This window comes from Nitrincola iocasae (assembly GCF_008727795.1).
Classification (GTDB): Bacteria; Pseudomonadota; Gammaproteobacteria; order Pseudomonadales; family Balneatricaceae; genus Nitrincola; species Nitrincola iocasae.
Genome location: NZ_CP044222.1, coordinates 2,267,817 through 2,284,574, shown reverse-complemented (window position 1 = coordinate 2,284,574; position 16,758 = coordinate 2,267,817). Strand labels below are relative to the sequence as shown.

Sequence of the window (16,758 nt, the reverse complement as noted above, 5' to 3'; positions counted from 1 at the left end):
AGGTGTGCTGATGTATTAAAATAACGTTAGGAGTACAACGATGAAAAAAGGTGTAATGCGCCCTGGACATATTCAGATACGTGTTCTGGATATTGATGAAGCTTTAAAACATTACCGCGACTTGCTTGGTTTGTTGGAAATGGACCGTGATGAACAAGGTCGTGTCTATTTGAAAGGTTGGACCGAGGTTGATAAATTCTCTGTTGTGCTCCGTGAAGCCGACTCTGCAGGAATGGATTTCGTTGCCTATAAATGCGTTGATGAGGCAACAGTGGATAAATTGCGTGAAGAGTTAATTGCATACGGTTGCCAAATTCAGGATATTCCAGCCGGTGAGTTGAAAGACTGTGGTCGTCGTGTCCGCTTCGATTCACCGAGTGGGCATCAGTTTGAGATCTTTGCCACCAAAAAACAGACTGGCAAATGGGGTCTGAATAACGTCAATCCGGAAGCCTGGCCACGAAATCTAACTGGAATGAAAGCCACCCGTTTTGATCACTGTTTACTTTATGGTCCCAACATCAATGACACAATTGACCTGCTACGAAGTCTGCTGGGTTTCGATCTGGCTGAACAGGTAGTCGATGATAAAGGTACCCGCCTGGCCGGTTTCCTTACAGTGGGTATGAAAGCGCATGATGTGGCGTTCATTGAGCATCCTGAACCAGGCAAGTTGCACCATGTGTCTTTTTATCTGGATACCTGGGAAGATGTTCTGCGTGCCGCTGACCTGATTTCTATGACTGATACGTCACTTGATATCGGGCCGACACGCCATGGTTTAACACATGGTAAAACTATCTACTTCTTCGATCCTTCAGGTAACCGCTCAGAGGTTTTTGCCGGTGGTGATTATCACTATCCGGACCATGAACCTGTTACCTGGTTGGCCGACCAGTTAGGTAAAGCAATTTTCTACCATGATCGTGTTTTGAATGATCGCTTCCTCACGGTATTGACCTGATCGGCAAGCGCGCCTCTGGCACATGCAAGAGGCGCGCTTTTATTCAGTTATTAGCGTAGATTCCGTTCATGTTTAGGAAACAGCCAAAAAGCAAACCAGCGTGTGAAACGTGGCATCAGAACATAGGACATTACCAGCATTACTATAGCCGTAACTATGCATGTGCGCAGAAGCAGTGGAAGCTGTTGCAACCAATCTCCGAACACAAAGAAAACTAACGTTACTGTTGGATAGAGAGCCAGCCAGCTAATAAAGGTCATTTTGTATTTGGCAGGCGGTTTTACCGGGTTTTGGCCGGGAAGTGTAAACCAGTTCACGATACCCGATAATAACTCCTTTTCACTCGGTGAGACTAACAAAGACTCGATTTTCTCCAGTAATTCAGAGCGTTCCGATGAATGTTCCCACTGCTGTAAATCTGTGTGAGATGCAAATTTGAATATGATTCGGTATTCCGGATCCTCGGCATTCGCCGGGCGAAACAGGTTAGCGCCTAAATAACCCGGGTATTTAGAGGCTCGCTCTGTCATTTGTGTGCTCAATTGTTCGAACTCACTCTCTTTTCCTTTGATGACTCGCCGTGAAATAACCACGGTAATAGGGTCATGGTTGATGGCCTGTTTTGACTCATTGTTCATGGTGTACTCACTGTCAGTATTTGAGAGAAGGGTTGTTGCGCCACGAAGCTTACGCAAGATTTTTATGTTATAACGGAACTGCCAGAGCTCTGCCGACATGCTCAACACTTGCGACACCCTATAACCATAGTAAAATTTGTACCCGGTTTGTCCACTGCATCAGCGGGATGTGATGATTCCATATTTGAGGGGCTTATGAATTATCAGGATCTTTATTACTTCATTAAAGTGGTTCAGAAGGGGAGCCTTATCTCTGCTTCTAAATACCTGGATATACCCACATCCACATTAAGCCGACGTTTGCAATCCTTTGAACAAGAGCTGGGCTATAAACTGATTCATCGTAGCGCAAAGAAATTTGGCCTGACTGAATCAGGACAACGTTTTTATAGCACCCTGTCTGGCGTAGTCAGTGAGTTGGAAACCTTGCTTGAAGATGTGAATAGTGAGCTTTCCTCGCTATCCGGTGATATTAAGATAACAGCGCCGGTTAGTTTTGGTCACCATTATGTCAAGGAGTGGGTGTTCGAATTTATGGAACAGAATCCAAAAATTTCTGTGGAAATGTTTCTAAGTAATGACAATGTTGATCTGGTAAAAAACAGTATTGATATCGCCTTTCGCATAGGTGAAATGACCTTAAACGATTGGGTTGCACGTCCCTTATTTGATAATGATCTGGTTATTTGTGCCAGCCCGACTCTGATTCAGAATAAAGGCACACCCAAGGAACCTGAAGATCTGGCACACTTGCCACTGGTAGTAATGAAACGTTCAGCCTTCTGGCGATTCTATGACCAGGATGATCAAGCTATCACCTTTACGCCCAAAGCCCACCTACGCACCGATGAAATAATGTTTGCCAAGGAAGCCGTGAAGAGAGGTATTGGTGCGGCTTGCCTGCCACGCTATGTGGTGCAGAATGCAGTCGATGCGGGTGATATCCAGATCCTCCTTGATCATTGGAAAATAAAAGGAAAAACTGTGCATATTATGTATCCGCACCGTGAGAGTGTGCCTTTGAAAATACGTACTTTTATTGATTTTGTTATAAATAAGGTGCGTACCGCCAATTTGTAAATACCTGTTAAATGACTAAAACCATACAGGTTTTATAACCCCGATATGCCCTTTACTATGCTCCCATTGATGGGAACTTCATATCTCGTTTTTGACCCTTTCATCACTTGGTTGCCTCGTTATACTTGAACAAATGCCTGAAAACATTGTTTAGGTAAACAGATAGGTGAGGAATGAAAGAATTTAAACATTTTATCAATGGTCAATATTCTGCTTCTATCGATGGTAAAACCTTTGAGAACCGTTGTCCGGTAGATAATAGCCTGATCGGCAGAGTTCATGAAGCCGGAAAAACCGAGGTCGATGCGGCGGTACGTGCCGCCAAGGCCGCTCTGAAAGGGCCCTGGGGTCAGTTGACTCAGACTCAGCGTACCGAGTTGCTGAACAAGGTAGCCGATCGTATCAATGAACGTTTTGAAGAGTTTCTACAAGCCGAGTGCCTGGATACGGGCAAACCGCGCTCCATCGCCTGCCATATCGATATTCCCCGGGGTGCGGCTAACTTCAAGGCCTTCTCGGAAACCCTCGCCAATCATCCTACCGAAGCTTTCCGTATGGATACCCCGGATGGCAAAGGCGCACTCAATGTTGGCCATCGAACCCCCAAAGGCGTGATTGCCGTTATCTCTCCCTGGAATCTGCCACTGCTGCTGATGACATTCAAGGTGGGTCCGGCGCTGGCATGTGGTAACACCGTGGTAGTCAAGCCCTCTGAAGAAACCCCGGCAACAGCAACCTTGCTGGGTGAAGTGATGAACGAGTGCGGTGTGCCGCCGGGTGTGTTTAACGTAGTGCATGGCTTTGGACCCAACTCGGCGGGTGAGTTTCTCACCACGCATCCGCTGGTAAACGCCATCACCTTTACTGGTGAAACCCGTACCGGTGAAGCGATTATGAAAGCCGCTGCAGTTGGACTGCGCAACATCTCCATGGAGTGTGGTGGCAAAAATGCAGGGCTGGTATTTGCTGACTGCGATATCGAAAAAGCTGTTGAAGGCACCATGCGTTCAGCGTTCGTCAACTGCGGTCAGGTCTGTCTGGGCACCGAACGGGTGTACGTGGAACGCCCGATCTACGACAAGTTTCTGGCGCGGATGAAAGCAGAAGTGGCCAAGCTAAAACTGGGCCGTCCGGAAGACCCGACGGCCAACTTTGGCCCGCTGGTCAGTCTGGAACACCGTGACAAGGTCAAATATTACTACGATCTGGCGCGTGAAGAGGGTGCAACCGTTGAGATTGGTGGCGGTATTCCTGACATGGGCGAAGCACTCAACTCAGGTGCCTGGATAGAGCCGACCATCTGGACCGGACTGTCGGATGATGCCCGTGTGATTCGCGAAGAGATCTTTGGCCCTTGCTGCCATATCCGTCCGTTTGACACCGAAGAAGAAGCAATCGAACTGGCCAATGACACAGAATACGGGCTGGCATGCGCCATCTGGACCGAAAACTCGGCCCGTGCCGTGCGTGTAGCGGAACAGATGGAAGTGGGTCTGGCCTGGGTTAATTCCTGGTTCCTGCGTGATCTGCGTACCGCCTTCGGTGGTGCCAAGCAATCCGGTATCGGCCGTGAAGGCGGCGTACACGGACTGGAGTTCTACACCGAAACCAAGAATATCTGCATCAAGCTTTAAGGAATACACAATGGATAAGCAACAGATTCAAACCTGCGGTGACGAACTCTACCAGGCCATGCTTGAGCGCAAGCCGGTGCGCCCGCTGACCGAACGTTTCAGCGATATCAGCATTGATGATGCTTACCATATTTCCCTGCGTATGCTGGAGTGCCGCATTGAAGCTGGCGAGCGTGTCATCGGTAAAAAAATCGGTCTGACCTCCAAAGCCGTGCAAAACATGCTCAAGGTAGGGCAGCCTGACTTTGGTTACCTGACCCATGTTATGGCGTTCAGCCAGGGCGAGGAGATGCCGATCTCCGAGCGTCTGATGCAGCCTAAGGCCGAGGGTGAAATCGCCTTTATCTTGAAAAAGGATTTGATGGGGCCGGGCGTCACTAATGCTGATGTACTGGCCGCCACCGATTGCGTGATTCCCTGCTTTGAAGTAGTGGATTCCCGTATCGAAAACTGGGAAATCAAGATTCAGGATACCGTGGCAGACAATGCTTCCTGCGGTCTGTTCCTGTTGGGTGACCGTGCTGTCGATCCACGCAAGGTCGATCTGGCAACCTGTGGCATGGTGGTTGAGAAGAACGGTTCGATTATCAGCACCGGTGCCGGTGCGGCGGCGCTGGGTAGCCCAGTCAACTGTGTCACCTGGCTGGCCAACACCCTGGGTCAATTCGGTATCCCGCTAAAGGCGGGTGAAGTGATTCTGTCCGGTTCTCTGGTGCCGCTGGAGCCGGTCAAAGCCGGTGATTTCATGAGTGTCAGTATCGGTGGTATCGGCAGTGCATATGTTCGTTTCATCTGACCGATTTATCTGAATTGGCCCCGTTGATTACAGGAATACAAAATATGAGCAAAAAACTCAAAGCGGCCATTATTGGTCCAGGTAACATTGGTACCGATCTGCTGATGAAAATGCAGCGCTCCGAATGGATCGAGCCAGTGTGGATGGTTGGCATCGACCCCGAATCCGAAGGCCTCAAGCGCGCCGCCGAAATGGGGATCAAAACCTGCGCCACCGGTGTGGACGGCATTCTGCCGCATGTGCTTGAAGACGATATTCGTGTCGCCTTTGATGCCACCTCAGCCTATGTGCATGCCGAGAACAGCCGCAAGCTGAATGAGTTGGGCGTGATCATGATCGACCTGACTCCGGCAGCAATCGGCCCTTATTGTGTGCCGCCGGTGAATCTTGAAGCCCATGCCAAAAATCTGGAGATGAACGTCAATATGGTCACCTGTGGTGGCCAGGCAACTATACCGATGGTTGCCGCGGTATCCCGTGTACAACCAGTGGCCTATGGCGAGATTATCGCAACGGTGTCCTCTCGTTCCGTTGGACCGGGAACTCGCCAGAACATCGATGAGTTCACCCGTACCACCGCGGCGGCTGTGGAGAAAGTCGGAGGAGCCAAGCAGGGTAAGGCGATCATCATCATCAACCCGGCCGAGCCGCCATTGATCATGCGTGACACTATTCACTGCCTGACAGAAGGTGAACCGGATCAGGCCGCTATCACCGAATCAGTGTATGCGATGGTGAAGGAAGTACAGAAATACGTGCCTGGTTACCGTCTGGTGAACGGTCCGATTTTCGATGGCAAGCGTGTCTCCTGCTTTATGGAAGTGGAAGGTCTGGGTGACTTTTTGCCCAAGTTTGCTGGCAACCTGGACATCATGACGGCGGCGGCTCTGCGCACAGCTGAAATGTTTGCTGAAGAAGCGGCCAATAGTGTCATTACACTGCCTGCACGCGGCTAAGGAGAGAATACACATGAATCTGAACGGCAAAAAAATTACTCTTCACGATATGAGTCTGCGTGATGGTATGCATGCCAAGCGTCACCAGATCAGTCTGGATGACATGATCCGCATCGCCACCGGCATGGATCAGGCGGGTATGCCGCTGATTGAAGTGACTCACGGCGATGGCCTCGGTGGGGCGTCCGTGAACTACGGTTTCCCGGCTCACAGCGATGAGGAATACCTCAACGCTGTGGTTCCGAAAATGAAAAATGCCAAAATCTCCGCGCTGCTGCTGCCGGGGATCGGGACCGTTGATCATCTGAAAATGGCCAAAGACTGTGGTGTAAACACCATCCGTGTGGCAACTCACTGTACCGAAGCCGATGTGTCGGAGCAACATATTGGCATGGCTGCCAAGATGAACATGGACACCGTTGGTTTCCTGATGATGGCACACAGGGTCGGCCCAGAGAAAATTCTGGAGCAAGCACGCCTGATGGTCAGCTACGGGGCCAACTGCATTTATGCCACCGACTCGGCAGGCTACATGCTGCCGGATGATGTGACCGCCCGTATTGGCCTGCTGCGTGCCGAGTTGCCAAAAGAGATCGAGATAGGGTTTCACGGCCATCACAACCTGGGCATGGCGATCGCCAATTCACTGGCGGCGATTGAAGCTGGAGCATCCCGTATCGATGGCTCAGTTGCGGGTCTCGGTGCCGGTGCTGGTAACACTCCGCTGGAAGTCTTCTGTGCCGTACTGGATCGTATGGGTGTCGAAACCGGTGTCGATCTGTTCAAGATCATGGACGTGGCCGAAGACCTGATCGTGCCGATCATGGATCAGCCAATCCGTGTGGACCGCAACGCCCTGACACTCGGCTATGCCGGTGTGTATTCGTCGTTCTTACTGTTTGCCAAGCGTGCAGAAGACAAGTACGGCATCTCCGCGCGTGACATTCTGGTAGAACTGGGCCGCCGCGGTACTGTCGGTGGACAAGAAGATATGATTGAAGACCTGGCACTGACCATGGCAAAAGACAAAGGGTTGATCTAATGGCTGAAGTATACGAAAACAAGCTAACAGCGGCACAGATTGAAGCGTTGGCAGTTCACTGCGAAAATGCCGAACTGCAAGCCTACGAGATCACCAAGATCACCGACGACTACCCCGATATGACCTACAAGGATGCCTTCGATATCCAGTGGGAAATTCGTCGTCGTAAAGAAGCGCGTGGCCACAAGATTGTCGGTATGAAAATGGGGCTGACATCCTGGACCAAAATGGCGCAGATGGGTGTTGAACAACCCTGCTATGGGTTCCTGGCCGACTACTTTAGTGTACCTGAAGGGGGAGAGATCAAGCATGATGAGCTGATTCACCCAAAAATTGAGGCTGAACTGGCGTTCGTACTGAAGGACGAGCTGAAAGGGCCGGGCGTACATATCGGCGATGTGTTGCGCGCCACAGATTTCGTGATACCTGCTGTGGAAGTGATTGACTCGCGTTACAAGGATTTCAAATTCGATCTCAAGAGTGTTATCGCGGACAACTCCTCCTCCAGTCGTTTCGTCACTGGGGGTCGCATGGCTAATATCGCTGATGTGGACCTGAAAAACATCGGTGTGGTGATGGAAATCAACGGTGAAGTGGTTCAGACCGGTGCCGGTGCGGCGGTACTGGGTCATCCAGCCGCCTCAGTTGCCATGCTGGCTAACATGATGGCGGACCGTGGCGAAAGTCTTCCAGCAGGTAGCTTCATCATGATCGGTGCCATCACGGCAGCAATCCAGGTGAATAAGGGTGATGCTTTTACCGTACGTTACCAGGACCTGGGTAGCATCAGTGGTAAGTTCGTATAAATAGGGAAGGAGTATTAGTTATGCCGATTGCCATGTTGCACATTATAGAAGGGCGTTCAGACGAACAGAAAGAGCGGTTGATCAATGAGGTAAGCGATGCAATTGCACGCTCACTTGATGCCCCCAAGGAGAGTGTTCGGGTACTGATCACCGAGATGCCCAAACAACATTTTGGCATTGGTGGCGTATCAGCTAAAAAATTAGGACGTTGATTCTCACGTCTCATTAATGGAATTTCAAAAGGCTATATGAAGCTGAGTGAGATGCTGCATTGTTTTTGTTAGCCCTTTGAGCTTTCCGTTCGCCTAAGGCCTGATTCGATCAGGCCTTAGCCAGATTCTGTGGTTTTCCTTGCGCAAATGCCACGACGTTTTCAAAAGCAATTTTGAAATAAAGCTCATAACTGCCTTTTTCAACATAGCCCAGATGAGGGCTACAAAGCACATTGGTTAAGGATAGTAAGGGCTCATTTGCGGTGGTGGCCGGTTCAATCGAGAATACATCCAAGGCCGCGCGTTTGGTTGGATTGGCTTGCATCTCGATGTACAAAGCATTGGCTTCAACCAGCTCAGCCCGACTGGTATTCACAAATAATGAGTCTGGCTTCATCAACGATAAATCCGCTTGAGTTACACAACCTTTAGTCACTTCATTTAATCTCAGATGAAGTGACACTATGTCAGAATCAGCAAAAAACTCGCGCTTCGAGCCAGCCGCCATAAATCCATGCGCTTCAGCCAGCTTTCTTGATGAGTCACTTCCCCAAACAAGAATCGACATACCAAAAGCTTTGGCATACTGGGCGATGCGTTGGCCAATCTTTCCGTAACCCCAGATACCTAGAGTTAATCCGTTTAATGTTCGACCTAATCCAAGCCCACCCGATTGTTGCCACTGGGAAAGCGAAAGATTTGATACGTACTCAGGAATATGTCGTGAAGCGGCCATGATTAAAGCCCAGCAAAGTTCTGCTGGGGCAATGGCAGAGCCAATACCCTCCACGACAGAAACTCCGTACTGATGGCATACCTCCAGGTTTAAGTGATTGCTGATTTTTCCAGTCTGACTGATGAGTTTGAGATTGGGGAGCTTAGAAAGCAGCTCTTCTGTGATCTGGGTACGTTCACGAATTAACACCACTGCATCAAAATCTGCAAGCTTAAGCGCTAACTCATTGGTATCTATGTAGGTTTCATTAAAAACATGTACATCATGGTCACTAAGAATACTGAAACAGTCCAGTGTCTTCACAACATCTTGATAATCATCTAAAACTGCAACTTTCACAAAACGCTCCTTGGGGTTATAGCGCTAGGCTTCTGTTAGCGCTTCAGCACCTGTCTAGTAATTCTCTTGAGTGTAAGTGTGTTGGCACACTGTTTAGATCACAGCAGAATTCTATCTTATAGCACCTTGTTGGTTATACAAATTGGCACTTCTCCAGAACAGTATCACCATCAAAGGTATACATGAGAACTAACGGCTAGCCCACAAGCCTTTAGATTTCATGAGTGTATTTAAATGCAAAAGTTGAGGATTCAACTATGAAAAAATTTTTACTGGGCGCTATGCTGATGCTGGTATCATTTACTGCTTCGGCAGGAAGTGTGTCCATCACAAATCCAACTTCGGCGGGAAGCGGAGTCCTCTCACTGGTCACTGTCCCTTCCGTTCAATACACCTTTGGCAGTGAGTTTGCCGCTGGTGAATCAGTTGCACTGTCCTGGGATACTCAATTAACAGGCGCCTCTTTGGGTTTGGTTGATTTCAGTGTGGCTAGCACACTGGTTAATTGGTCTCTGTCTATCTTTGATGGTTTGAATGAAACTGTGCTGACTAGTGGTAATCCAGCTAATGTACGGGTTTCTTCGCTGTTTAGCATGACAGGTGATACTGTGTATAACCTTCTCATGACCGGTACTTCAGCTATCACCAGCTTCGCTGTTGGTTTCTCCTATCCACCCGATGTTTCTGAAGTACCCCTGCCTGCGGCTGTATGGCTGTTTGGTTCCGTGCTGTTCGGTGGGCTTGCATTGCGTCGTCGCACAAGAAAAGCAAACATGCAGGCTGTAGCAGCCTAAGCAGGTTATTGATCGAAAAGGGCTTTGTTGGAGGCTGTGTGAAAACAGCCTGAGAGCCTAGCAAAATAACCGCGATATAATACTCGCGGTTATTTTTTATGACGTTAATCCCTCTGGTATAAAGACTCAATTGAAACCAATTCTAGTGTGTTGGCGTTTATCATATAGCCAGCCAGAGCCCCCGAAACTTAATCTGGCCCGATCTTTAATGAGTGCACACTGACCACCGTACCTAGTTCATGGCTGCGTCAGGGCAGGATCGCCTGCACCTGTTTTGTTTGCAGCATCCTCTGGTTGTTTGAGTGCCTTGGTAGCCTGCGCTATCAGTTACTCGCTGTAGGGCGAACGACGATATCGCTGGTATCAACATCTTCGGGTTGGTTAATGACATGCGCGATGGCCGAGGCAATTGCGTCCGGTTTGAGGGCAATCTGACGGTAAATATCGATGATCTTGGCTGTTTCGGTATCGGTGATGGTATTAGCCAGTTCTGATTCCACCACACCAGGGTAAACACAGGTTACACGAATTTTGTCGGTTTCCTGGCGTAAGCCATCGGAAATGGCACGCACTGCATATTTGGTAGCACAATAAACCGCCGCGGTTGGCACCACGCTTAATCCTCCGATGGAGGAGATATTAATCACCTGGCCGCGCTCCTGAGCCTGCATGGTCGGCAGAACAGCGGCAATCCCATTAAGTACACCGCGAATGTTGACATCAATCATGCGGTTCCATTCATCGACTTTGAGCGCCGCCAAAGGTGATAGTGGCATCACACCCGCATTGTTGATGATCACATCAATGCGGCCGTGAATCTGTAGAGCAAAATTCGCGAAGTCCTGCATGTCCTTAAGGTCGGTAACATCCAGCGCCTTAAAATCCACCGTGCCGCCTTCTGTACGAATGGCGTCGGTCAAGCTTTCCAGTCTGTCGATACGACGTGCACCAATGATCAAACTGTGCCCCTGGCTGGCTAACCAGCGCGCAGTTGTTTCGCCGATACCACTGCTGGCACCGGTCAATAAAATAACTTTTGGGGAGTGGGTTGTTGAAGTTGTCATGTGCTAATCCTTCTGTTGGTGAGTACCCTGAGAAGATTAGCCAGTAATGGCAAGTGGCAATAGCGACGTTCCTATTGCGTGTTTGCCTAATCCTATTTGATGGTTGATAGTGCGTGTTAGTTTATAGGTAAAAGCATGTATATTACTCTCATGACTGCATGGCTTCGATTAGCAGCACTGGGTTATTTTAATTAACCTTCACCTACTGAGTGGGTTACTCGTATGACGCTGAATAGCAATGCTTCGGTACATGACAAGATAGTCAAACGCTTATATCAGCTTGCGCCACACCAGGGTTATACGCAGTCTCAACTGGAGGGTGTGCGCTTTATGCGTTCAAACCGTCCGCTTACAAACACCCCGGTTCTCTACGAGCCAGGTATCGTTATTATTTGCCAGGGCCGTAAACGGGGTTACTTAGGTGATGAGGTTTATGTTTATGATGCCCAGCATTATCTTGTGCTCTCTGTTCCCTTGCCGTTTATCTCGGAAACGGAAGCCAGTGAGGAAGAGCCCATGCTGGGCATCGCTATCAGTCTTGATGCGGTGATCATTGCTGAGTTGGTGATGCTGCTGGAAGCCTCCGGTGGTGCCAAATTAGCGCCACCGCGCGGTATGCTTTCTACCCCGTTGGACGAAATCCTGGCCGATGCAACCTTACGTTTGCTGGATGCCCTGGCGACTCCTGCAGAAGCACGCATACTGGCGCCGTCGATTGTACGGGAGATTTTTTATCGGGTACTGGTGGGAGAGCAGGGTGGCAGTGTTCGATCAGCACTTAACCATTATGGGCAATTTGGTAAAATCGCCAAGGCGTTACGCCATATCCATGTGAACTACGCTGATGCTCTGGAAGTCGGGAGCCTGGCGAGTGAGGCGGGAATGAGTGCTCCCGCCTTTCATGTACACTTCAAAGCGGTAACCCAAACCTCGCCTATCCAGTATATTAAATCGACACGCTTACACCATGCCCGTCTGTTGATGATACGTAATGGACTGACCGCCGCTGCAGCCGCCGGTCGCGTCGGGTATGAGAGTCCGTCTCAGTTCAGCCGAGAGTTCAAACGCTTCTTCGGACGCACCCCTTCAGAGGAGGTGCGCACCATGAAGGTCAGCTTTGATTTGTTACCACCGACTCAGCTAGCTGATATTGCTGTGTCTCACTGATCTTCGGCTTCTTGCTGTTGTCCGCTCAATTCAAAGTATGCTTTTTGCTTATCATTAATAGCTAGCTCTATAAACCTGCGGATTGTATTAGCCTGTGAATCTATTGAATCTTCCACTGGAAGGTAAGGCAAAGTCATTTGTAGAGCATATTCAAAAACACTTAACCCTGTGATGTCTTTAAGGGTGGGGTCTGCACCTGCAGCCAGCAAAGTTTCAACAGCATTAATGCCATTGAATAGCAACGCGTCGGACAGTGGTGTTCTGCCATACATATCTTGCACATTAACATCTGCGCCGTTCTCAATTAACAGAGAGAGGATTTCTGGACAGCCAGGCATATCAGAGACTGTTAAGTCTCCCAGCAGATTAACTCTATTGCTGGTAGATGATATTTGTTCAAGATCTAACGTTGCACCAGCCGATAACAGCTGCTTGGCCTGCTCAGGTCTACACTCAAGCCAACCATTAGGGGTTCTATTTGCGTTGTTTGAAAAATAAATAGGCGTTCTTGGTATTTCTCCAGGAAATAAGGCATTTACATCAGCACCGGCTGCAATCAGTGTATTCAACTGCTCTGGGGTGCCAAACATAACGACTTCAAATATAAGTGGATATTCTAGTGTTTCCGATTTATGTGGAACTACATAGCTATAGTTCGCATCAGCTAAAGGCAATTCATGATCAGTGTGATAATTTATTACGGCTTGAATTTCATCCGCTTTTTGTTGTTTGAACGCTTCATATTCCAACTGAAGTTTTTGGTGTTTATCATGCTCGGCAACCCGCGGCTCAGAAAACACAGAGCCACTAAAGATGGTGCTTACGAACCCTAGCACAACAAAAGGGTGGCAAAAACGCTTCATTTTAATTCCTTTTATAGATTTTTAATCCTATTCCATAGGCTTGTAAATTCACAACTGTCATGTGCTGCTACTCAAAAATCCACTTTATTACGCAGTGACTTGGTTTTACCGCGCTGGGTTTTGTTATCCACACGGCGGCGCTGTGAACCTTTGGTGGGTCGGGTGGCACGGCGTAATTTGACCGGTTTGATGGCCTGCTGAATCAGTTCCTTCAGCCGCTGCAGGGCATCTTCCTTATTCATTTCCAGGGTACGAAAGCGCTGGGCTTTGATCACTATGACCCCATCCTGGGTGATCCGCTGATCGGAATAGCTCAGCAGACGTTCCTTATAGAAGGGCAGTAATGACGAGCGCTGGATATCAAAGCGCAAATGCACGGCAGATGAGACCTTGTTAACGTTTTGCCCACCCGCGCCCTGAGCACGAATCGGTTGAAACTCGATCTCCCAGTCTGCCAACTGAGTGTTTTCGGTGATTTCTAGCAAAAGAGCCTCTTGGTTAATATTGGGTTTGTCGCTTACTCAAGTGTAATTGTCCTCGTCAGTTGAAGCTACTAATAGACTCAAATACTCATCCGGCGGCATGGGGCGGTAGAGGTAGTATCCCTGGCCCGAGTGACAACCCCAGGATTTGAGTAGATCGAGTTGCTCTTGTGTTTCTATGCCTTCAGCGGTGGCATGCGTGTGCAGATCCCTACTCAGGTGGATCAGGCTACGGCACAGTGTCTGGTGGGTTTCATTGCTGGTCAGATCGGAGACAAACTGCCGGTCGATCTTGATCTCTTCAGGAGCCAGGCGATTGATATTCTGCATCGAGCTGTAGCCGGCACCGAAATCATCAATAGACAGGCTGAAACCGGCCGACCTAAGCAGGCTGGCATTGTCTACAGCAAGGTCTCTATCGCTGATGACGGCGGTTTCAGTAATTTCCAGCACAAGACTTCGGGGTGAAATGCCATATTCGCGGCACAACTCGATCAACCCGGAAGCAAAGTTCTGTTGCAGCAGGTCACGGGCTGAAATATTGATGGCGAGCGTGGTGCCATTGCTTATCGCTTTACTCATCTCAGCCACCAGCATCAATTGCTTATGTTGATGCAGCTGTAGATCCTGCTGGTATTGATTCCAGAGATGATTGGAACGCCAGTTAGCTCGGGCAGCCAGTTGTGCATGTTGATAGAGTGTTGTCATATCCAAATCATTTAAACTACCTGACGCGACGCCGATGGAGAAAAGTTGCTGGAACTCTATCTGCTCCAGGTGGATGGTTCGATGTAGGACTGGTTCGAGGTGCTCAATGACCTCTTGCGGACTAGTGGTCTGATGACAAAGAAATATCAGAATCCCCTGATCCATATCGATGAGCCTGGCCTGGCTGAGATTGGGGAGGTGATGCCTTATAACGCAGGGCTCAGATTCAAGCGCCTGATTGACCCGCTTGGCAAGGATCGCTGTTGCTTTCACTGCGCTGCCAGGGCCAACCGCTTCGCTAAGTTCAGTAATACCTGACAGCTGGATCAGAACAAGATGTACCGACCTATCTGACAACGCCTTCTGGTGGTGCAGATGGTTGAGAAAGTAGTTGCGATTGGGTAAACCCGAGTCAGGATTGGTCATCAATTGCTGATTTTTTTCGGTTTCTAAATGCTGAGCTCGCTGCGTCAGACTGAATGAAAAGCACAGTAGTTCAATGACCGTACTGATAAGCAAAGCATGCTCGGTGAAACTGTTGAATGGTAGCTGATTGCGAAATACCATCGCGCCGATTGCAGCACCGACAATGAAAAAAGACCAAGCAACCAGATACAAGCCTGCCGGGGTGAAACCACGACGTAGAATAGTGATTCCCCAGTATAAACTGAGAATTGAAACCACTCCCTGCAGGATGGAAAAGGGAGTAGCGTAATAGTTTTCAGGTATGACCAGGCTGATCAGTACCGCCGTGGCGAAGGCGTAAGCGCCGCTAAATCCGCACCTTGACTCTAATCGTATTGCGCCACTTTTTTCGGAGTTTTATCCATCGATACATTCCATGGCAGCAGTTGCTCTAACGCTTCTACTGTCTCAGCTTCAGCGATATGTTCCAGGACATGCTGGATATAAGCAGCCGGTTCGAGCTGATTCGCCTTAGCCGTTTCTATCAATGAGTAACAGGTTGCACTGGCACGTGCCCCTTGAGGGGTATCGGCAAACAACCAGGCTTTTCGGCCTAAAGCGAAGGGACGGATGGCATTTTCAGCCAAGACATTACTGATCTGTAGATCGCCACGTTCGCAGTAACCCACAAGGGTTGGCCACTGGTTAAGCGTATACTCCATCGCCTTGCGAGTCAGGGAGTCTTTTAGCACGCGTGTGACGTTGGCTTCCAACCAGGCCTTAAGCTCATTCAGCTTTGCCAGGCTCAACTCCTGACGAATGCGGTAACGCTCAGCCACGCTCAGGTCTTTAATCTCTCGTTCGATGACATAGAGCTTGTTGATATAACTCAGTGCCATGTCAGCCTTAGAGAGCTTAGCCTGTTTGCCCTTACCTTTGGGCTTGGCGGCTTTTGATGCCTCGACGAACTTGCGGCGGGCATGATCCCAGCAACCAATGCGGGTGATGTTGTTTTCAGTACAGACACGGCCATAACCGGAATAGCCATCAGCCTGTAAGATGCCGCTAAAGTCATCCAATAGACGTACGGGTACACTGCCAGCACGGGAGGGATCGTATTCGAACAAGACCGAGGGATGGTCCGGTGGCCCTCCGCGTGTCACCCACATCCATTTATCCGATTGGGCTGTTTTACCGTCTTCTTTCAGCACTTGTATCCGCGTTTCATCCGCTTGTAAGTAGTCGCTGCTGTTTTGTACTTCGCGCATCAGATTGATCAGTGGTTTGAACACCTGTTCTAAGCGGATCACCCAATGAGCCATGTTGGTGCGGCTGATCTCGTGCCCATGACGCTTAAAGATGTTCTCTAACCGATACAAGGGTAAGCCATCCGCATATTTTGCAGTGATGATGTAGGCCAGCAATGACGTAGTAGCAATACACTTACCTAAGGGGTGTACTGGGCGTTGAGCGGCCACAATACGCTCTTCACCCTGCTCAATGAAGACGGCTTTTTCCTGCCAGATTTCACGTACCTTCAGTTGAGCTGGGATAAACTGTAGCTCTTCCTTTACCTTGGTAAAGAACACTTTGCTGGCACCGGCTTTCTCTGCATCGGTCAGTGTCAGTTCGATACGTTCACGCAGTAGATGTTCAGAGAAGCCCCGGTGACGCGCTTTACGTTTTTCACGCGGTGCATCGGCTTCTTCCATGTCGTCAGGTAATTGGTCACGCCGTGCATCGATCTCGGCTTCAAGCTCAGCCTCATCGAATAAGTGGTGTTGATGAGCCGACTTCTCGCTACTGGCAGCGAACTGCTGGATGCGTTTCCAGCGCAGGAGTTCTTCAAGCAGCTGAATATATTGATCGCGTTGCTTGACGGTTTGGTTACGCTGTTCGAGCACGTCATTGCGCTTCTGGATTTCAGTTTCTTTTTCAACCAACTGCTGCTGAAGCCCGGCAACCACAGACAGTAATTCGGTGGCCGAAAGGCCACTAAAATCAGGGGTTTTGACGGGGTTTTCAGGTGGTTTTTTCATGCGTAAAGTATAACAAAAACAGCTTGTTATGGC

General features: G+C 49.3%; 17 protein-coding genes. 10 read left to right on the top strand and 7 right to left on the bottom strand.

The window, feature by feature from the left end:
• Positions 1-40 precede the first annotated feature (40 nt).
• Positions 41-964 (top strand): catechol 2,3-dioxygenase, encoded by a 924-nt coding sequence (locus F5I99_RS10540; protein WP_151055805.1) that lies wholly within the window; start codon positions 41-43, stop codon positions 962-964.
• Between the two features lie 50 nt (positions 965-1,014).
• Here the strand turns inward: F5I99_RS10540 and F5I99_RS10535 are convergent, their stop codons facing one another.
• Positions 1,015-1,701: an antibiotic biosynthesis monooxygenase gene (locus F5I99_RS10535; protein WP_225307372.1), complete on the bottom strand. Its 687-nt coding sequence runs from the start codon at positions 1,699-1,701 to the stop codon at positions 1,015-1,017.
• Between the two features lie 96 nt (positions 1,702-1,797).
• Here F5I99_RS10535 and F5I99_RS10530 point away from each other — a divergent pair, with 96 nt between their 5' ends.
• The 7 genes from F5I99_RS10530 to F5I99_RS10500 all read left to right on the top strand — a co-directional run bounded on the left by F5I99_RS10530 (position 1,798) and on the right by F5I99_RS10500 (position 8,128).
• A complete protein-coding gene (locus F5I99_RS10530) occupies positions 1,798-2,682 on the top strand; it encodes a LysR family transcriptional regulator (protein ID WP_151055803.1) in 885 nt (294 codons plus the stop codon).
• A 173-nt stretch (positions 2,683-2,855) separates the two neighbouring features.
• On the top strand, positions 2,856-4,316 hold the full coding sequence (locus tag F5I99_RS10525; RefSeq protein WP_151055801.1) for a 2-hydroxymuconic semialdehyde dehydrogenase: 1,461 nt from the start codon (positions 2,856-2,858) through the stop codon (positions 4,314-4,316).
• Between the two features lie 10 nt (positions 4,317-4,326).
• Positions 4,327-5,112 carry a 2-oxopent-4-enoate hydratase gene (dmpE, locus tag F5I99_RS10520; protein WP_151055799.1) on the top strand — a complete coding sequence of 262 codons (786 nt, stop codon included), beginning with the start codon at positions 4,327-4,329 and terminating at the stop codon, positions 5,110-5,112.
• 44 nt (positions 5,113-5,156) lie between these two features.
• Positions 5,157-6,068 carry an acetaldehyde dehydrogenase (acetylating) gene (locus F5I99_RS10515; RefSeq protein WP_151055797.1) on the top strand — a complete coding sequence of 304 codons (912 nt, stop codon included), beginning with the start codon at positions 5,157-5,159 and terminating at the stop codon, positions 6,066-6,068.
• A 13-nt stretch (positions 6,069-6,081) separates the two neighbouring features.
• The gene (gene dmpG, locus F5I99_RS10510; protein WP_151055795.1) at positions 6,082-7,110 is read left to right on the top strand and encodes a 4-hydroxy-2-oxovalerate aldolase; all 1,029 of its coding nucleotides are present in this window, start codon (positions 6,082-6,084) and stop codon (positions 7,108-7,110) included.
• The gene (gene dmpH, locus F5I99_RS10505) at positions 7,110-7,916 is read left to right on the top strand and encodes a 2-oxo-3-hexenedioate decarboxylase (protein WP_151055793.1); all 807 of its coding nucleotides are present in this window, start codon (positions 7,110-7,112) and stop codon (positions 7,914-7,916) included. The genes dmpG and dmpH overlap by 1 nt, the downstream gene beginning before the upstream one ends.
• A 20-nt stretch (positions 7,917-7,936) precedes the next feature.
• A complete protein-coding gene (locus tag F5I99_RS10500; RefSeq protein WP_151055791.1) occupies positions 7,937-8,128 on the top strand; it encodes a 2-hydroxymuconate tautomerase in 192 nt (63 codons plus the stop codon).
• Positions 8,129-8,237: 109 nt separating this feature from the next.
• Here F5I99_RS10500 and F5I99_RS10495 read toward each other — a convergent pair whose 3' ends face one another.
• Positions 8,238-9,203 carry a D-2-hydroxyacid dehydrogenase family protein gene (locus tag F5I99_RS10495; protein WP_151055789.1) on the bottom strand — a complete coding sequence of 322 codons (966 nt, stop codon included), beginning with the start codon at positions 9,201-9,203 and terminating at the stop codon, positions 8,238-8,240.
• Between the two features lie 257 nt (positions 9,204-9,460).
• Between F5I99_RS10495 and F5I99_RS19450 the strand changes: the two genes are divergently transcribed.
• Positions 9,461-9,997: a hypothetical protein gene (locus F5I99_RS19450; protein WP_191905834.1), complete on the top strand. Its 537-nt coding sequence runs from the start codon at positions 9,461-9,463 to the stop codon at positions 9,995-9,997.
• Positions 9,998-10,320: 323 nt separating this feature from the next.
• Here F5I99_RS19450 and F5I99_RS10480 read toward each other — a convergent pair whose 3' ends face one another.
• The gene (locus F5I99_RS10480) at positions 10,321-11,061 is read right to left on the bottom strand and encodes an SDR family oxidoreductase (RefSeq protein ID WP_151055787.1); all 741 of its coding nucleotides are present in this window, start codon (positions 11,059-11,061) and stop codon (positions 10,321-10,323) included.
• Positions 11,062-11,283: 222 nt separating this feature from the next.
• On the opposite strand from F5I99_RS10480, the gene F5I99_RS10475 reads away from it, so the two are divergent.
• The gene (locus tag F5I99_RS10475; protein WP_151055785.1) at positions 11,284-12,228 is read left to right on the top strand and encodes an AraC family transcriptional regulator; all 945 of its coding nucleotides are present in this window, start codon (positions 11,284-11,286) and stop codon (positions 12,226-12,228) included.
• On the opposite strand, the gene F5I99_RS10470 is transcribed toward F5I99_RS10475, so the two are convergent.
• From F5I99_RS10470 to tnpC, 4 genes are all read right to left on the bottom strand, one after another.
• Positions 12,222-13,091 carry an ankyrin repeat domain-containing protein gene (locus F5I99_RS10470; RefSeq protein ID WP_151055783.1) on the bottom strand — a complete coding sequence of 290 codons (870 nt, stop codon included), beginning with the start codon at positions 13,089-13,091 and terminating at the stop codon, positions 12,222-12,224. The genes F5I99_RS10475 and F5I99_RS10470 overlap by 7 nt on opposite strands.
• Positions 13,092-13,162: 71 nt before the next feature.
• A complete protein-coding gene (gene arfB / locus F5I99_RS10465) occupies positions 13,163-13,576 on the bottom strand; it encodes an alternative ribosome rescue aminoacyl-tRNA hydrolase ArfB (protein WP_151055781.1) in 414 nt (137 codons plus the stop codon).
• Between the two features lie 36 nt (positions 13,577-13,612).
• Positions 13,613-15,082, bottom strand: coding sequence for an EAL domain-containing protein (locus F5I99_RS10460; protein ID WP_225307654.1), 1,470 nt, complete (start codon positions 15,080-15,082; stop codon positions 13,613-13,615).
• Positions 15,073-16,725, bottom strand: a complete 1,653-nt coding sequence (tnpC, locus tag F5I99_RS10455; RefSeq protein ID WP_151053925.1) for an IS66 family transposase — start codon at positions 16,723-16,725, stop codon at positions 15,073-15,075. Before tnpC ends, F5I99_RS10460 begins: the two co-directional genes overlap by 10 nt.
• Positions 16,726-16,758: the final 33 nt, after the last annotated feature.